Genomic DNA, 16,474 nt, shown 5'->3' on the forward strand with positions numbered 1-16,474 from the left:
TTCAGTGGCATGTTGACGCTTGATTCACCAGTCTAGATGCATTTCATAGAAGGCCCACAATGGCTCAGTCCTACAGTGCGCGCAGCCGCGCCATCGAACCTTTTCATGTCATGGCCCTGTTGGCCCGCGCCAACGAGCTGCAGGCCGCCGGCCATGACGTGATCCATCTGGAAATCGGCGAGCCGGATTTCACCACCGCCGCGCCGATCGTGGCTGCCGGCCAGGCTGCGCTGGCGGCGGGGCATACCCGTTACACCGCCGCGCGCGGGCTACCCGCACTGCGCGAAGCGATTTCTGCCTTTTATGGCAAGCGCTACGGGCTGGACATCGACCCGCAGCGGATCCTGATCACACCAGGCGGCTCGGGCGCGCTGCTGTTGGCCAGCAGCTTGCTGGTCGACCCTGGCAAACACTGGCTGCTGGCTGACCCGGGCTACCCGTGCAATCGGCATTTCCTGCGGCTGGTCGAGGGCGCGGCGCAGTTGGTGCCGGTCGGGCCAGAGGTCAATTATCAGCTGACCGCCGAGTTGGTCGCGCAGCACTGGAACCAGGACAGCGTCGGTGCGTTGGTGGCATCGCCGGCCAACCCCACCGGTACCGTGCTCGACCGCGATGAACTGGCCGGCCTGGCGCAAGCGATACGCGCCCGTGATGGCCATCTGGTGGTGGACGAGATCTATCACGGCCTGACCTACGGTATGGATGCGCCGAGTGTGCTCGAAGTGGCCGATGACGCCTTTGTGCTGAACAGTTTTTCCAAATATTTCGGCATGACCGGCTGGCGCCTGGGCTGGCTGGTCGCGCCGCCGCAGGCGGTGGCCGATCTGGAGAAGCTTGCGCAAAACCTCTACATCAGCGCCCCAAGCATGGCCCAGCACGCCGCGCTGGCCTGTTTCGAGGATGACACCCTGGCCATTCTCGAACAGCGCCGTGGCGAATTTGCCAAGCGCCGCGACTATTTGCTGCCGGCGTTACGCAACCTTGGCTTCGGCATCGCCGTCGAGCCGCAAGGCGCCTTCTATCTATATGCCGACATCAGCAAGTTCGGTGGCGACGCATTCGCCTTCTGCCGGCACTTCCTCGAAACCGAGCATCTGGCGTTTACTCCGGGCCTGGACTTCGGCCGCCATCAGGCTGGGCACCATGTGCGCTTCGCCTATACCCAGAGCTTGCCGCGGCTGGCACAGGCGGTTGAGCGGTTGGCCCGCGGCCTGCGTAGTTGGCAAGGCTGATGGCGCAGTTTCCTCAACTGGAACAGGGCCGCCTGCTGCGCCGCTACAAGCGCTTTCTGGCCGATATCGAACTGGCCAACGGCGAGCTGCTGACCATTCACTGCCCCAATACCGGTTCGATGCTCAACTGCATGCGCGAAGGCGGGCAGGTCTGGTTCAGTCGCTCCGGCGACCCCAAGCGCAAGCTGCCCGGCACCTGGGAAATCAGCGAGACGCCACAGGGCCGGCTGGCCTGCATCAATACCGGGCGGGCCAACGCACTGGTTGAAGAGGCTTTGCACGCCGGGGTGATCAGCGAGCTGGCCGGGTTTACCGCACTCAAGCGCGAGGTGGCCTATGGCAGCGAGCGCAGCCGGATTGATTTTCGTCTGGAGTTTGCCAGTGGGCCTGCCTATGTCGAGGTCAAGAGTGTCACCCTCGGCTACCCGGACAGCGCGGTGGCGGCGTTTCCCGATGCCGTCACCCAGCGCGGTGCCAAGCATCTGCGCGAGCTGGCGGCACTGGCCCGACAGGGGATCCGTGCGGTGCAGCTGTATTGCGTCAATCTCAGCGGGATCGAAGCGGTGCGGCCTGCCGAAGAAATCGATGCCGCCTACGCCACGGCGTTGCGCGCAGCTGTTGCCGAAGGCGTCGAGGTGATCGCCTACGGCACCTGCCTGGATGCCCAGCAGATTCGCATCGACCGCCCGCTGCCGGTGTTGCTCACGCGCTGAGCCAGATGCCTTGGCTGTCTTCATGGCAGGCCAGGGCCTGCAACTGCTCGCCCTCGCACGGGCCGGCCACGCACTCGCCACTCTCGATCAGAAACAGCGCCCCATGCTGGGCGCAGTGGATCAGGCTGGCGCTGGCATCCAGAAACGTGTCGTCTGCCCAGTTCAACGGGATGCCCTTGTGTGGGCAGCGGTTGCGATAGACAAACACCTGGCCGTGGCGACGCACGGCAAACAGCGCCTGGCCTGCTAGGTTGAATGCACGGCTGTGGCCTTCAGCAAGTTGCTCGGAAGCACATAGAAGCTGCATCGCGGGAAATCGTCCTGCGGTAAAAGGTTGGCACAAGGCAGCGCTTGACGCTCAATGAGAATAATTATCAAACTGTGCGCTGCTGCGTTGGCCGACTATGGTGCGCAGTTCTGTCGTGTGCCACAAGGCGCACGGCCTGTCTTCTGCAAAGGAATCCGCTGATGCGCCGTCCCGCTGCTCTGCTTGCCCTGTGCGCTGCACTTGTTATGTCCACTCAGGCGGCGGCTGCCGAACTACCGCAGCGCTGGGTCAGTGCCGGCGGTGCCTTGAGTGAGTGGATCAGCGCGCTGGGTGGTGAGCAGCGGCTGGTCGGCGTCGATACTACTAGCCAACACCCCGATGCACTAACTGCGCTGCCGAGTATCGGCTATCAGCGCCAGTTGTCGGCCGAGGGCATCCTCAGCCTGCGTCCTGATCTGCTGGTCGGCACTGATGAAATGGGCCCGCCGCCGGTGCTGACGCAGATTCGCCAGGCAGGGGTGCGGGTGGAGGTGTTCTCGAGCAAGGCCGAGCTGGCGGCGCTGGATGCCAACCTCGAGAAACTGGGCCGCCTGCTTGGAGAAGAAGGGCGCGCCGGGCTGCTGGCGGGTCAGTTCCATCATGAGCTGAATGCCGTGCAGACCAAGCTCAAACAGGCTCAGGCCGTGCAGAAAGCGCCCGGCGTACTGTTGTTGGTCGGCCATGCTGGCGCCAAACCGTTAATCGCCGGCGCGGGCACGGCGGGGGATTGGCTGCTGGGCCAGGCCGGTGGGCGCAATCTGGCTGTGCATCAGGGCTACAAGAACTTCTCGGTCGAGGCGCTGGCAGCACTCGACCCAGACGTCATAGTGATTGCCGACCGCAGCTTGAGCGGCGAGCAGGCGGTGCAGGCGCTGCTCAAGGAAAATCCAGGCCTGGCCAGCTCGCGCGCGGTGCGCGAGAAGCGCCTGGTGTCGCTGGACCCAACCTTGCTGGTGGGCGGTCTCGGCCCACGACTGCCGGCGACCCTGCAACAGCTGGCCGGTGAGTTTTATCCACAGGCCAAAGCCAGCTTCGCCCCATGAAACAGAGGGTTCAGCCGCGCACCTTGTTCATCGGCCTGAGCCTGCTCTGCCTGCTCGCGGTATGGCTGTCGCTGGCGCTGGGACCGGTCAGCCTGCCATTGCTGGATACCCTGCGCGCCGGCTTGCGCCTGCTCGGCGTGCCGATTGCCGCTGATGGGCTGGAGCAGGCCGAGCTGATCCTGGGGCAGATCCGCCTGCCGCGGACCTTGCTCGGGCTGGCGGTGGGCGCCGTGCTGGCGTTGTCCGGGGTGGCCATGCAAGGCCTGTTTCGCAACCCGCTGGCAGACCCGGGGCTGGTCGGTGTGGCCAGCGGTGCTGCGCTCGGTGCCGCCATTGCGATTGTCGGTGGCAGCTGGCTGGGCGGTATCCCGGAGTGGTTTGCGCCGTATCTGCTGTCGGTGTGTGCCTTTGCCGGTGGCCTTGGAGTCACCGCGCTGGTCTACCGTCTGGGCCGGCGTGACGGTCAAACCAATGTAGCTACCATGTTGCTGGCCGGCATCGCGCTGACGGCCCTGGCCGGCTCGGCTGTGGGCTTGTTCACCTACCTGGCCGATGACGCCACCCTGCGCACCTTGACCTTCTGGAACCTGGGCAGCCTCAACGGCGCCAGCTATGCCCGGCTGTGGCCGTTGCTGGTGGTAACCCTCGCCGTGGCGCTGTGGCTGCCGCGGCGGGCGCAGGCACTGAATGCCTTGCTGTTGGGCGAGTCGGAGGCGCGGCATCTGGGCGTCGAGGTCGAGTCGCTGAAGCGCGAGCTGGTGTTCTGCACAGCCTTGGCCGTAGGCGCAGCAGTGGCCGCCGCCGGCCTGATCGGCTTTATCGGGCTGGTGGTGCCGCACTTGGTGCGGCTGCTGGCCGGGCCTGACCACCGGGTGCTGCTGCCCGCTTCATTGCTTGCCGGCGGCTCGCTGCTACTGTTCGCTGACCTGGTCGCACGGCTGGCGCTGGCGCCCGCCGAGCTGCCGATCGGCATCGTCACTGCGTTCATTGGGGCGCCGTTCTTTTTGCTGTTGCTGCTCAAGGGGCGCCACTGATGCTCGAAGCCAAAGGCCTGCACTTGCAGCGTGGTAGCGCCGAAGTGCTGCACGATATAAGCCTGAGCCTGAAGCCTGGGCAGATCCTTGGTGTACTGGGCCCCAATGGCGCTGGCAAGAGCAGCCTGCTCGGTGCGCTGTGCGGTGAACTGATCCCCAGCCAGGGCCAGGTGCGCCTTGGCGGGCGGAGCCTGGCCGAATGGGCCGGGCAGGCGCGGGCACGGCAATTGGCGGTGCTGCCGCAGGTGTCCAGCCTTGGCTTTGCCTTTCGCGTTGAAGAAGTGGTCGGTCTTGGCCGCTTGCCCCATGCCAGCGGCCAGCAGCGTGACCGCGAGATCATCGAAGCTGCGCTGCACGCCGCAGATGCCCAGCACCTGCTTGAGCGCAGTTACCTGGCGTTGTCGGGCGGTGAGCGCCAGCGTGTGCACCTGGCGCGGGTGCTGGCGCAATTATGGCCAGGCGAGGCGGGGGCGACGCTGCTGCTCGATGAACCCACCTCGATGCTCGACCCGCTGCACCAGCACACCACCTTGCAGGCCGTGCGCAGCTTTGCCGATCGCGGCGCGGCGGTCCTGGTAATCCTGCATGACCTGAACCTGGCCGCGCGCTACTGTGACCAGCTGATGCTGCTCGAGCACGGCCGTTGCCACGCCCTGGCCAGCCCGCGCGAGGTCCTGACGCCAGAGGCGCTGAAGGCGGTGTTCGGCATCGATGTGCTGGTGCAGGATCATCCTGAACGCGGCCACCCGCTGATCATCATGCGCTAAGGAGCTTGCCCATGATCTGTCGCCTGTTGTTGCTTGGTTTGCTGGTTGTATTTGGCGGCTGTCAGGCGCGACAGGCCAGCCTGCCGCCGCTGCCCGTCTGGCAAGCCAGCGAGGGCCGCACCAGTGCGCAACTGGGGCAGATTCGCGAACTCGCCAGTGGCCGCCTGCTCAGCCCTGAGCAACTGCTGGATGAGTTGGTGGAGGCGCCGCGGGTGCTGGTTGGAGAGAAGCACGACAACCCTGATCACCACGCGCTGCAGCTGTGGCTGCTAAAGGCGCTGCAGGCGCGCCGAGCGCAAGGCAGCCTGCTGTTGGAAATGCTCCAGCCCGAGCAGCAGGCGCGGGTCGACGCGGTGGCTGGCGCCGCGCAACTGCCGGCCGACCTGGCCCAAGCCCTGGCCTGGCAGGACGGCTGGGACTGGGCGCTGTACGGCCCGATCGTGCGCCAGGCGTTGCAGCAGTCGACCCCGCTGCTGGCGGCCAATCTGTCCACCAGCGAAATGCGCCAGGCCTATCGGCAGCCTGCTGCGCTGAGTGGCCAGCGCTCGAGTGCGCCTGCAGTCAAAGCCGAACTGCTCAAGCAAGTGCGTGAGGGGCACTGCGGGCTGCTGCCTGAAAGCCAGTTGCCGGCAATGCTCGCGGTGCAGCAGCAACGCGACCGGAGCATTGCCGAGCGGTTGCTGGCGGCAGCGCAACCGGCGTTGCTGTTCGCCGGCAGTGCCCACGTGCGCAGCGACCTCGGCGTGCCGCTGCATTTGGCTGATCTCGGCGCCAAGGGCGCGAGCAAAGTCTTGTTGCTGGCCGAAGTCGGCAGCGAAGTGCAGCCGGGCATGGCCGACTATGTCTGGTTTACGGCGGCGCTGCCAGAGCAGGACTACTGCGCGCAGTTGCGCAGCCAGCACTGATCATCCGCGGCCTGCGGCGGCGTTTGAGCCCGAATCGCAGGCAAAAAAAGACCCGGCAAAAAGCCGGGTCAATAACCGTGATTAGCCTGATGAGGAGATAATCTGAGAGTCCGAACCAAGGTCTTTCAAATTACCCAACCAGTCTCGCGACCAGTTGTGATAATCATAACGATTCTCATTTCTACGTCAATCCCTTCGCTGCAATTTATTTCAGATTTTTCTGCAGCGTGCATTTTGCGTCCAGTTGCTGATTGAGAGCTTCCTTGCGTTCGGCCGGCAAATCATTCCAATGCATGTCGAGCAACGCCCCCTCGATTGCATACAGCAGAACCTTGGACGCGCGAAAGCCTCTGCTCTTCACTGCCTGATAAGCGCCGACCGCGCCGAGCCTGCGCAAGTCGGATGCACTGTGGATGCCGACCGCATGCAACCACTGCGCAGAGGTCTTGCCGAGGTTTTTCAGGTGCTGCAACTCATCGTTCATCGAGCCTCCTTGCGATGGCTGAACGGGGGCATATCGAAAATCGTGAGCAGGTCAGACAGGAGTGTAGCGGGGGTTGGCGAATTCGCCCGCAAAGCCCGCCGTGCGCGGCGGGCAGGGCAGCACAGGGCAATTGCTGCCCCGCGCTTTGAGGATGTTACAGACCGGGCAGGCGCTGACGAATCTGCTCGATCACGGCGTCCATGGCGGCGCCCTGCTGGGTGTCGACGCGGGTGCTGTCGCGCAGCTCCTGATCGTCCAGCGGATCGCGACTGGCCTGCTGGGCCTTGACCACTTCGAGGGTTGCATCGGACGGGTCGAGCTGCTCGGCCTGACGCTGTGCCAGCCAGCTTTCGATGACCGCATCCGGCGCGTGGCAATCGAGGATCAGCAATGGCACGCCGGTCTGGTTGGCGACGCTGGCGGCGGCCTGGCGCTGTTCGCGCTTGAGGTAGGTGGCGTCGAGCACCACCGGGAAGCCCGCGCGCAGAATCACGTCGGCCAGTTGATGCAGACGCTGATAGGTAGCGGCACTGGCATCTTCGGCATAAATGCCGCCTTGCAGTTGGCCGGCAGCCTGAGCCAGTTGTTCACCGAACAGGCGCTTGCGCTCGACATCTGAGCGCACGCGGATTGCCCCCAGTGCTTCGACCAGGCGCATCGACACGTGGCTTTTGCCCACTGCCGAAACGCCATGGGTGATCGCCAGCAGGCGTGAAGGGATGGCGCTGTAGCTTTCCGCCAGGTTGGCGTAGTTGCGGTAGGTGCGCAAGGTGGTGGCGCGCTGCACGCCATCGGCGTCGGCCGGCATGCTGAACAGGGCGACCTTGGCCCGCACCAGGGCGCGGTAGGCCTTGTAGAAGTTGAGCAGCTCCAAGCCCTGGTAGTCGCCGGTCAGTTCCAGGTACTGGCTGACGAAGCGCCGCGCCAGACACTTCAGGCCACGATCTTCGAGGTCCATGGCGAGGAAGCCGGTGTCGGCCCAGACATCGGTCATGCGGAATGGCTCGTTGAACTCGATGCAGTCGAAGATCACCACCTTGCCGTCGATCACCGTGGCGTTGCCCAGGTGGATGTCACCGTGGCATTCGCGGATAAAACCGTCACGCTTGCGCGCCTCGAACAGGCCGTGCAGACGGTCGAAGCTGCTGCGGGCCCAGGCTTGCAGGTTGTCCAATTGTTGCAGGTCGGCCTTGTCGCTGAGGAACGGGCGAATCTGTTCGAAGTTCTGCTCGACCGGGGCCATCACGCTGTCCGGGGTGCCGAATGGCTGCTCGGCGGCGACCTTTGGCGTCTGCTGGTGGAACTCGGCAATCTGCCGCGCCATCTGGTCGATGTGGTTGGCGGTCAGTTCACCGTTGGCCTGCAGCGTGCTGAGCAGGTTGCTCTGCGGGAATTGGCGCATGCGCAGGGCGAACTCGATCGGTGCACCTTCGCCGCCCAGTTGCGGCGCCTCGGCGCTGCCGGTGATCGGCAGCACGTCCAGGTACAGGTCGTCGGTCAGGCGCTGGTTCAGGCGCAGTTCTTCGTTACAAAAGTGTTCACGCTGGTCGAGGCCGGTGAAGTCGAGAAAGCCGAAGTTCATCGGTTTCTTGATCTTGTAGGCGTACTCACCAGTGAGCAGGACCCAGGAGATGTGCGTCTCGATAAGCTGGAAGCCGCTGACCGGGTGCGGGTAAAGGGTGGGGTTCTGCAGGGCACTGATGAGGGCTTGGCTCACGGGCAATCCTTCCGGGATAAGGGAATTCGAATGCGCCATTATGGTCAATGGTGCCGTCCCTGCATACCGCCGGGCCTGCCTTGACTAAAGTGCGTATAATCCGCCGCCATGACTCGATCCCGAAATTCCCGTACTGCGCAAAAACGCTCGCCTGGTCGCTCACGCGTCTGGCTGGGCTGGACTCTCAAGCTGAGCCTGGTCGGCCTGGTGCTGCTCGCCGGGTTTGCTATCTACCTCGATGCCATCGTCCAGGAGAAGTTCTCCGGCAAGCGCTGGACCATCCCGGCCAAGGTGTATGCCCGGCCGCTGGAACTGTTCGTCGGCCAGAAGCTGAGCAAGGACGACTTCCTCACCGAACTCGACGCCCTTGGCTACCGCCGTGAAAGCGCTGCCAATGGCCCAGGCGCGGCGTCGGTCAACGGCAACAATGTTGACCTCAACACCCGCGGCTTCCAATTCTATGAAGGCCTGGAACCTGCGCAGTTCGTGCGTGTGCGCTTCTCGGGCGATTATGTGGCGGGCATGACCGGCGCCAATGGCGGCAAGCTCGATGTGGTCCGGCTCGAGCCGCTGATGATTGGCGGCATCTACCCGAAAAACCTCGAAGATCGCATCCTGATCAAGATCGATCAGGTGCCTCCGTACCTGCTGGAAACCCTGGTTGCCACCGAAGACCGCGACTTCTACAGCCATTTTGGTGTGTCACCCAAGGGCATCGCCCGGGCGATCTGGGTCAACACTTCATCCGGCGCCATGCGCCAGGGCGGTAGTACCCTGACTCAACAGCTGGTGAAAAACTTCTACCTGACCAGCGAGCGCAGCCTGACCCGCAAGCTGACCGAAGCGATGATGGCCGTATTGCTCGAAATGCATTACGACAAGCGCGAGATTCTCGAGGCCTACCTCAACGAGGTCTTTGTCGGTCAGGATGGCCAACGTGCCGTGCATGGCTTCGGTCTGGCCAGCCAGTTCTTCTTCAGCCAGCCACTGCAAGAGCTCAAGCTGCACCAGATCGCCTTGCTGGTCGGCATGGTCAAGGGCCCGTCCTACTACAACCCGCGGCGCTCGCCGGAGCGTGCGCTGGTGCGCCGTAACCTGGTCCTCGACCTGTTGGCCGAGCAGGGCGTGGCCAGCCAGGAAGTAGTCGACGCAGCGAAGAAAATGCCACTGGGCGTGACCAAGCGCGGCAGCCTCGCCGATAGCTCGTTCCCGGCCTTCCTTGATCTGGTCAAGCGTCAGCTGCGCCAGGACTACCGTGACGAAGACTTGACCGAAGAAGGCCTGCGCATCTTCACCAGCTTCGACCCGATCCTGCAGATGAAGGCCGAGACTGCCATGAGCGAGACGTTCAAGCGTCTGGCCGGGCGCAAGGGCTCGGATGCGGTCGAGTCGGCGATGGTCGTGACCAATCCGGAGACCGGCGAAGTCCAGGCCTTGATCGGCAGCCGCCAGTCCGGCTTTGCCGGCTTCAACCGCGCCATCGATGCAGTGCGCCCAATCGGCTCGCTGGTGAAGCCGGCGGTGTACCTCAGTGCACTGGAGAAACCGAGCAAGTACACCCTGACCAGTTGGCTGCAAGACGAGCCGTTCTCGGTCAAGGGGGCGGATGGTCAGGTCTGGCGCCCACAGAACTACGACCGCCGTGCGCATGGCACTATCTACCTGTATCAAGGCCTGGCCAACTCGTACAACCTGTCGACCGCCAAGCTAGGGCTGGAAGTCGGCGTGCCGAACGTACTCAAGACCATCGGTCGGCTCGGCGTCAATGTCGACTGGCCGGCGTTCCCGTCGATGTTGCTCGGCGCTGGCGGGATGTCGCCGATGCAGGTCGCGACCATGTACCAAACCATCGCCAACGGTGGCTTCAACACGCCGATGCGCGGCATTCGCAGTGTGCTCACCGCCGAAGGCGAGCCGCTCAAGCGCTACCCGTTCCAGATCCAGCAGAGCTTCGACCCAGGTGCCATTTATCTGGTCCAGAACGCCATGCAGCGGGTCATGCGTGAAGGTACCGGGCGTTCGGTCTACAGTGTCCTGCCAAGCTCGCTGACGCTAGCCGGCAAGACCGGCACCAGTAACGATTCGCGCGACAGCTGGTTCTCCGGTTTCAGCCAGGATCTGCTGGCGGTGGTCTGGCTCGGCCGCGACGACAACGGCAAGACACCGTTCACTGGCGCCACCGGTGCGTTGCAGGTGTGGACCAGCTTCATGCGCAAGGCCGACCCGTTGCCACTGGACATGCCGCAGCCGGACAACATCGTCCAGGCCTGGATCGACCCGTACAGCGGGCAGGGCTCGGACAGCAGCTGTCCGGGAGCAGTGCAGATGCCGTATATTCGCGGCAGCGAACCGGCCGCTGGCGCTGCCTGCGGTGGTGAACAGCAACCGGCCGACTCGGTCATGGACTGGGTCAAGGGTTGGATGAATTGAGCACTGCGGGCCTGCGGAGATGACCCACTGGCCCGTAGCCGCATTTAGAGAGGGTGATAAGTGAACAAGTGGTGGCTTCCTGCCTTGACCGCGCTGGCCATGCTTCATGGCTGCGCCAGCGTTCCACGCGGCAACATTCCGGTGGTCGACTCGAGCACCCGGGTATCCAACAGCGAGCGGGTCACCGCCAACCAGCGCACGCCGGTTACCGGCAATGGCACCAGCCAGGCGCAGTCGCTGCCTGAGGACTCCGGCGTGACCGTGATGATCCCGCAAGGCGCCGGTGCTTCGTCGATCCAGACCTTCCCGGCTGGCAACGCGGCGCCGATCAGCAGCGCGCCGATCGATACCACGCCGATTACCACCAACCCCAACCCGATTGCCGACGAGCCGTTCGACATCGCCTCGATGAACAGCACCCCGGCGGCGACCAGTGCGCCTACCGGTATCCCGCGCAGCGCGCCAGCTGGCGGCCTGTCGGCTGACGAGCAGCTCGATGGGCCGGTGCTGGCGCTGTTGACCACGGCCCAGCAGCAACAAGGCGGTGGCGACCTCAATGGCGCTTCGTCGAGCCTTGAGCGCGCCCAGCGCATTGCCCCGCGCGAGCCGCAGGTGCTGTTCCGCCTGGCCCAGGTGCGCCTGGCCCAGGGTGATTCGGCCCAGGCCGAGCAACTCGCACGCCGCGCGCTGACCTACGCCAATGGTCGCCCAAGCTTACAAGCGGAGCTGTGGAACACCATTGCCCAGGCCCGTGAGAAGCAGGGTGACAGCGCCGGTGCCGCACTGGCTCGGCAGAAAGCCCGGGTCAATCTGTAATGGTCGAGCAACGCATTCTCGACATCGCCGACCATTTGCTGCTGATCGAGCACGAGTTGCGCAGTCAGGGCTGGTGGAGCGAGCAGGCACCCAGTGCCGAAGCGCTGGCCAGTGTCACGCCGTTTGCGGTCGATGTGCTGAGCTTTGAGCAGTGGCTGCAGTGGATTTTCCTGCCACGCATGGCGTTCATCCTCGAACACGCCCAGCCGCTGCCGAACGCCTCGGGCATTCTGGTCATGGCTGAAACGGTGTTCAGTGATCGCCCGGAGCAAAGTCGCGAGCTGCGCCGACTATTGGCTGAATTTGACCAATTGATCGGTACATCCGCCTGATTTCTGCTCTTTTTCAGACTAGAGCCGCAGATTGCGGCTCTTTTTTTGGTTTTGGTTTGGTTTTCTGCTGCTGTGAACTGTATTCGTGGTGGAACAAATTCATCTCGAGGAAAAATTGGCAATAATTTTTCTTGACATAACCTCGGCGAATCACAAGAATCAGGTTCCGCTTTAGAGGGACTGCCAGAAGCAGACCCGCTAAGCAGATCATGAGGCGCATACCCGCGCCGACTTGTAACACCCCGCAACGCGTTACCTCGCGCTGGGTGGGAAAACCCCGCAACACTCTGGGGCGCTCCCAATACTTGCTCAGTCAGTGCTGACGTTCGCTCGTGCTCTGCTTGGCAGTAAACCTATTAAGACCCGTCCATCAGGGACGGTATTCTGGCGTTTTAGAGGTGAACAACGTGGAGCTTTTATCTGGCGCTGAGATGGTCGTCCGCTTCTTGCGTGACGAAGGCGTTAAGCACATCTACGGGTACCCTGGCGGTGCTCTCCTTCATGTATACGACGCGCTGTTCAAAGAGCCGGAAGTCGAGCACATCCTGGTTCGTCACGAGCAGGCTGCAACCCATATGGCTGACGGCTATGCCCGTGCCACCGGCAAGGCTGGCGTAGTGCTGGTGACTTCCGGCCCGGGTGCAACCAATGCCATCACCGGTATTGCCACCGCGTACATGGATTCGATTCCGATGGTGATCCTGTCGGGCCAGGTGCCTAGCACCATGGTCGGCACCGACGCCTTCCAGGAAACCGACATGATCGGTATTTCCCGGCCGATCGTGAAGCACAGCTTCATGATCAAGCATGCCTCGGAAATCCCCGAAGTCATGAAAAAGGCCTTCTATCTGGCGCAATCCGGTCGTCCTGGCCCGGTCGTGGTCGACATTCCAAAAGATATGACCAACCCGGCCGAGAAGTTCGAGTACGTCTATCCGAAGAAGGTCAAGCTGCGTTCCTACAGCCCGGCCGTACGTGGTCACTCGGGGCAGATCCGCAAGGCAGCCGAGATGATCCTCGCCGCCAAGCGTCCGATCGTCTACTCCGGGGGTGGTGTGATCCTCGGTGGTGGTTCCGAGACCCTGACCGAGATCGCCAAGTCGCTGAACCTGCCGGTTACCAACACCCTGATGGGCTTGGGTGGCTTCCCCGGTACCGACCGCCAGTTCCTCGGCATGCTCGGCATGCATGGCAGCTTCACCGCCAACCAGGCGATGCACCATGCCGACGTGATCCTGGCTGTCGGCGCGCGTTTCGATGACCGTGTGATCAACGGCCCGGCCAAGTTCTGCCCGAATGCCAAGATCATCCACATCGACATCGACCCGGCGTCCATCTCGAAAACGATCAAGGCCGACGTGCCGATCGTAGGTCCAGTCGACAGCGTGCTCAGCGAGATGCTGGCGATCTTCAAGGAAATCGGTCAGCAGCCTGAAAAGGCCGCGCTGGATGCCTGGTGGAAGCAGATCGACGAATGGCGTGGCGACCGCGGCCTGTTCCCTTACGACAAGGGCGACGGCAGCGTGATCAAACCGCAGACCGTGATCGAAACCCTGTGTGAAGTGACCAATGGCGATGCTTACATCACCTCCGATGTTGGCCAGCACCAGATGTTTGCTTCGCAGTACTACCGCTTCAACAAGCCGAACCGCTGGATCAACTCCGGTGGCCTGGGCACCATGGGCTTCGGCTTCCCCGCGGCGATGGGCGTCAAGCTCAACTTCCCCGACCAGGACGTGGCCTGTGTGACCGGCGAAGGCAGCATCCAGATGAACATCCAGGAGCTGTCTACCTGCATGCAGTACGGCCTGCCGGTGAAGATCGTCAACATGAACAACGGTGTGCTGGGCATGGTTCGCCAGTGGCAGGACATGGCCTACAACGGCCGTCACTCGCATTCGTATGTCGAGTCGCTGCCGGACTTCGTCAAACTGGTCGAGGCTTATGGCCACGTCGGTATCCGCATCACCAGCCTCAAGGACCTCAAGCCCAAGCTGGAAGAAGCGTTCGCCATGAAAGACCGGCTGGTGTTCATCGATATCGCGATTGACCGCACCGAGCACGTCTACCCGATGCAGATCAAAGACGGCTCGATGCGCGACATGTGGCTGAGCAAGACGGAGCGTACCTGATATGCGGCACATTATTTCCCTGCTGCTGGAAAACGAACCCGGTGCCTTGTCTCGCGTGGTCGGCCTGTTTTCCCAACGCAACTACAACATTGAAAGCCTGACCGTGGCGCCGACCGAGGACCCAACTCTCTCGCGCCTGACCCTGACTACCGTTGGTCATGACGAGGTGATCGAGCAGATCACCAAGAACCTGAACAAGCTGGTAGAAGTGGTGAAGCTGGTCGACCTGTCGGAGAGCGCGCACATCGAGCGCGAATTGATGCTGGTCAAGGTCAAGGCAACCGGCGCCCAGCGCGCCGAGATCAAACGCACCACGGATATTTTCCGTGGGCAGATCGTCGACGTCACCGCCAGTGTGTATACCGTGCAACTGAGCGGCACCAGCGACAAGCTGGATAGCTTCATCCAGGCGATCGGCACTGCATCGATTCTCGAAACCGTGCGCAGCGGCGTTACCGGCATTGCCCGTGGCGACAAAGTGCTCAGCGTCTAACTTAAACAAATAGCGATGGCTCCGCAGGGGCCGAGATCTAACAGGGGTATTTCATGAAAGTTTTCTACGACAAAGACTGCGACCTTTCCATCATCCAAGGTAAGAAAGTCGCCATCATCGGCTACGGTTCGCAAGGCCACGCTCAGGCGTGCAACCTGAAAGACTCCGGTGTAGACGTAACTGTCGGTCTGCGTAAAGGCTCGGCTACCGTTGCCAAGGCAGAAGCTCACGGCCTGAAAGTGGCTGACGTGGCTTCGGCTGTTGCTGCTGCCGACCTGGTCATGATCCTGACCCCGGACGAATTCCAGGGCACTCTGTACAAGAACGAAATCGAGCCGAACATCAAGAAAGGCGCCACCCTGGCCTTCTCCCATGGCTTCGCGATCCACTACAACCAGGTCGTGCCACGTGCTGACCTCGACGTGATCATGATCGCGCCGAAGGCCCCAGGCCACACCGTGCGTTCCGAGTTCGTCAAAGGCGGCGGCATCCCTGACCTGATCGCTATCTACCAGGACGCTTCGGGCAACGCCAAGAACGTTGCTCTGTCGTACGCTGCAGGCGTCGGCGGCGGCCGTACCGGCATCATCGAAACCACCTTCAAGGACGAGACTGAAACCGACCTGTTCGGCGAGCAGGCTGTTCTGTGTGGCGGTACCGTCGAGCTGGTCAAAGCCGGTTTCGAAACCCTGGTTGAAGCTGGCTACGCGCCAGAAATGGCCTACTTCGAGTGCCTGCACGAACTGAAACTGATCGTTGACCTCATGTACGAAGGCGGTATCGCCAACATGAACTACTCGATCTCCAACAACGCCGAATACGGTGAGTACGTGACTGGCCCTGAGGTCATCAACGCCGAATCGCGTCAGGCCATGCGCAACGCTCTGAAGCGCATCCAGGACGGCGAATACGCCAAGATGTTCATCTCCGAAGGCGCTACCAACTACCCATCGATGACCGCCAAGCGTCGTAACAACGCCGCCCACGGTATCGAAGTGATCGGTGAGCAGCTGCGTTCCATGATGCCTTGGATCTCGGCCAACAAAATCGTCGACAAGACCAAGAACTGAGTCTTTGCGATGACATGAAAAACGCGGCTTAGGCCGCGTTTTTTCGTTTAAGCGGCGCGCTTCTGGTATAAAGCGACCAGTGGCTTGCCGTCAGTTTGTGCTTCGCAAGCCTGTATCGAACATTTTCCAATCAAGGTAATTTTCATGAGCGAACGTCCCGAAGAGCCGAACACGCCCTCCGACGCCGAAAGCCTGCTACCTGTAGATGAGCACGTTGAAGAAGGGCATGACGCCGAAGGGCGCAAGGTCCGCCACCGCGGTATCTACCTGCTGCCCAACCTGTTCACCACGGCTAACCTGTTCGCCGGCTTCTACTCGATCATCAGCTCGATCAGTGCGCAGAGCGCCATGAGCGCAGGTGACCCGCGCGAGGCGAGCAAGTACTTCGCCTTTGCCGCTATCGCCATTTTCGTGGCCATGGTGCTCGACGGCCTGGATGGCCGGGTAGCACGCATGACCAACACCCAGAGCGCATTCGGCGCCGAGTACGACTCGCTGTCGGACATGGTCGCCTTCGGCGTGGCGCCCGCGCTGCTGGCATTCGGCTGGGCACTGGGTGACATGGGCAAGGTCGGCTGGATGGTTGCTTTCATCTATGTCGCTGGTGCTGCCCTGCGTCTGGCACGCTTCAACACCCAGGTCGGCACTGCTGACAAACGTTACTTCATCGGCCTGGCCAGCCCGGCTGCGGCAGGCGTGGTGGCCGGTACCGTATGGGCCTTCAGCGATTTCGGCATTCAGGGCTCAAAGCTGTCGTTCCTGGTGGCGCTGCTGGTGGCGGCTGCGGGCATGCTGATGGTCAGCAACGTCAAGTACAACAGCTTCAAGGAACTCGACCTGCGCGGGCGGGTGCCGTTCGTGGCGATCCTTGCAGTGGTGCTGGTGTTTGCCGTGGTATTCAGCGATCCGCCGCGCATTCTGCTGTTGATCTTCCTCGGTTATGCCGTGTCGGGCCCGGTGCAGTATCTGCTGCGGGTACGTCGGCAAAAAAACTGAAGT

Annotated in this window: 16 protein-coding genes; 13 read left to right on the forward strand and 3 right to left on the reverse strand. The window is 62.5% G+C overall.

Annotated features, from left to right (window positions below):
* Positions 1–59 precede the first annotated feature (59 nt).
* Positions 60–1,232, forward strand: coding sequence for a pyridoxal phosphate-dependent aminotransferase (locus tag HU736_RS19005; RefSeq protein WP_186701264.1), 1,173 nt, complete (start codon positions 60–62; stop codon positions 1,230–1,232).
* Positions 1,232–1,945 carry a DNA/RNA nuclease SfsA gene (sfsA, locus tag HU736_RS19010; protein WP_186701263.1) on the forward strand — a complete coding sequence of 238 codons (714 nt, stop codon included), beginning with the start codon at positions 1,232–1,234 and terminating at the stop codon, positions 1,943–1,945. Before HU736_RS19005 ends, sfsA begins: the two co-directional genes overlap by 1 nt.
* Here the strand turns inward: sfsA and HU736_RS19015 are convergent.
* Positions 1,935–2,252 carry a Rieske (2Fe-2S) protein gene (locus tag HU736_RS19015; RefSeq protein ID WP_186701262.1) on the reverse strand — a complete coding sequence of 106 codons (318 nt, stop codon included), beginning with the start codon at positions 2,250–2,252 and terminating at the stop codon, positions 1,935–1,937. The two genes, sfsA and HU736_RS19015, sit on opposite strands and share 11 nt — an antisense overlap.
* Before the next feature lie 158 nt (positions 2,253–2,410).
* On the opposite strand from HU736_RS19015, the gene HU736_RS19020 reads away from it, so the two are divergent.
* From HU736_RS19020 to HU736_RS19035, 4 genes are read left to right on the forward strand one after another with little or no spacing between them, the layout of a single operon-like run.
* Positions 2,411–3,295: a heme/hemin ABC transporter substrate-binding protein gene (locus HU736_RS19020; protein ID WP_186701317.1), complete on the forward strand. Its 885-nt coding sequence runs from the start codon at positions 2,411–2,413 to the stop codon at positions 3,293–3,295.
* A 50-nt stretch (positions 3,296–3,345) separates the two neighbouring features.
* Positions 3,346–4,329: a FecCD family ABC transporter permease gene (locus HU736_RS19025; RefSeq protein WP_181003857.1), complete on the forward strand. Its 984-nt coding sequence runs from the start codon at positions 3,346–3,348 to the stop codon at positions 4,327–4,329.
* The gene (locus tag HU736_RS19030; RefSeq protein ID WP_186701261.1) at positions 4,329–5,096 is read left to right on the forward strand and encodes a heme ABC transporter ATP-binding protein; all 768 of its coding nucleotides are present in this window, start codon (positions 4,329–4,331) and stop codon (positions 5,094–5,096) included. Before HU736_RS19025 ends, HU736_RS19030 begins: the two co-directional genes overlap by 1 nt.
* A gap of 11 nt (positions 5,097–5,107) precedes the next feature.
* Positions 5,108–6,001, forward strand: a complete 894-nt coding sequence (locus tag HU736_RS19035) for a ChaN family lipoprotein (protein WP_103438587.1) — start codon at positions 5,108–5,110, stop codon at positions 5,999–6,001.
* Between the two features lie 205 nt (positions 6,002–6,206).
* Here HU736_RS19035 and HU736_RS19040 read toward each other — a convergent pair whose 3' ends face one another.
* Together HU736_RS19040 and HU736_RS19045 are read right to left on the reverse strand one after the other, a co-directional pair.
* On the reverse strand, positions 6,207–6,485 hold the full coding sequence (locus tag HU736_RS19040; RefSeq protein WP_101322131.1) for a TfoX/Sxy family protein: 279 nt from the start codon (positions 6,483–6,485) through the stop codon (positions 6,207–6,209).
* Between the two features lie 154 nt (positions 6,486–6,639).
* Complete coding sequence (locus tag HU736_RS19045; protein ID WP_186701260.1) at positions 6,640–8,202, reverse strand: AAA family ATPase; 1,563 nt, start codon at positions 8,200–8,202, stop codon at positions 6,640–6,642.
* 108 nt (positions 8,203–8,310) lie between these two features.
* On the opposite strand from HU736_RS19045, the gene mrcB reads away from it, so the two are divergent.
* From mrcB to pssA, 7 genes are all read left to right on the forward strand, one after another.
* Positions 8,311–10,632: a penicillin-binding protein 1B gene (gene mrcB, locus HU736_RS19050; protein ID WP_186701259.1), complete on the forward strand. Its 2,322-nt coding sequence runs from the start codon at positions 8,311–8,313 to the stop codon at positions 10,630–10,632.
* A 60-nt stretch (positions 10,633–10,692) separates the two neighbouring features.
* Positions 10,693–11,448 carry a tetratricopeptide repeat protein gene (locus tag HU736_RS19055; protein ID WP_186701258.1) on the forward strand — a complete coding sequence of 252 codons (756 nt, stop codon included), beginning with the start codon at positions 10,693–10,695 and terminating at the stop codon, positions 11,446–11,448.
* Complete coding sequence (locus HU736_RS19060) at positions 11,448–11,780, forward strand: YqcC family protein (RefSeq protein ID WP_103438583.1); 333 nt, start codon at positions 11,448–11,450, stop codon at positions 11,778–11,780. Before HU736_RS19055 ends, HU736_RS19060 begins: the two co-directional genes overlap by 1 nt.
* A 407-nt stretch (positions 11,781–12,187) precedes the next feature.
* Positions 12,188–13,912 (forward strand): acetolactate synthase 3 large subunit, encoded by a 1,725-nt coding sequence (locus tag HU736_RS19065; RefSeq protein WP_103438855.1) that lies wholly within the window; start codon positions 12,188–12,190, stop codon positions 13,910–13,912.
* A gap of 1 nt (position 13,913) precedes the next feature.
* Entirely contained in the window at positions 13,914–14,405 is a 492-nt protein-coding gene (gene ilvN / locus HU736_RS19070) for an acetolactate synthase small subunit (protein ID WP_101322126.1), read from the forward strand.
* A 53-nt stretch (positions 14,406–14,458) separates the two neighbouring features.
* Positions 14,459–15,475, forward strand: coding sequence for a ketol-acid reductoisomerase (ilvC, locus tag HU736_RS19075; RefSeq protein WP_103438582.1), 1,017 nt, complete (start codon positions 14,459–14,461; stop codon positions 15,473–15,475).
* A 144-nt stretch (positions 15,476–15,619) separates the two neighbouring features.
* Positions 15,620–16,471: a CDP-diacylglycerol--serine O-phosphatidyltransferase gene (gene pssA, locus HU736_RS19080; RefSeq protein WP_101322124.1), complete on the forward strand. Its 852-nt coding sequence runs from the start codon at positions 15,620–15,622 to the stop codon at positions 16,469–16,471.
* Positions 16,472–16,474 lie beyond the last annotated feature (3 nt).

The organism is Pseudomonas shirazensis (assembly GCF_014268785.2).
GTDB classification, from domain to species: Bacteria; Pseudomonadota; Gammaproteobacteria; order Pseudomonadales; family Pseudomonadaceae; genus Aquipseudomonas; species Aquipseudomonas shirazensis.

Coding starts and splice junctions, on each gene's coding strand:
- HU736_RS19005 (WP_186701264.1), top strand. CDS start 60: ATGGCTCAGTCCTACAGTGCGCGCAGCCGCGCCATCGAACCTTTTCAT.
- sfsA (WP_186701263.1), top strand. CDS start 1,232: ATGGCGCAGTTTCCTCAACTGGAACAGGGCCGCCTGCTGCGCCGCTAC.
- HU736_RS19015 (WP_186701262.1), bottom strand. CDS start 2,252: ATGCAGCTTCTATGTGCTTCCGAGCAACTTGCTGAAGGCCACAGCCGT.
- HU736_RS19030 (WP_186701261.1), top strand. CDS start 4,329: ATGCTCGAAGCCAAAGGCCTGCACTTGCAGCGTGGTAGCGCCGAAGTG.
- HU736_RS19035 (WP_103438587.1), top strand. CDS start 5,108: ATGATCTGTCGCCTGTTGTTGCTTGGTTTGCTGGTTGTATTTGGCGGC.
- HU736_RS19040 (WP_101322131.1), bottom strand. CDS start 6,485: ATGAACGATGAGTTGCAGCACCTGAAAAACCTCGGCAAGACCTCTGCG.
- mrcB (WP_186701259.1), top strand. CDS start 8,311: ATGACTCGATCCCGAAATTCCCGTACTGCGCAAAAACGCTCGCCTGGT.
- HU736_RS19060 (WP_103438583.1), top strand. CDS start 11,448: ATGGTCGAGCAACGCATTCTCGACATCGCCGACCATTTGCTGCTGATC.
- ilvN (WP_101322126.1), top strand. CDS start 13,914: ATGCGGCACATTATTTCCCTGCTGCTGGAAAACGAACCCGGTGCCTTG.
- ilvC (WP_103438582.1), top strand. CDS start 14,459: ATGAAAGTTTTCTACGACAAAGACTGCGACCTTTCCATCATCCAAGGT.
- pssA (WP_101322124.1), top strand. CDS start 15,620: ATGAGCGAACGTCCCGAAGAGCCGAACACGCCCTCCGACGCCGAAAGC.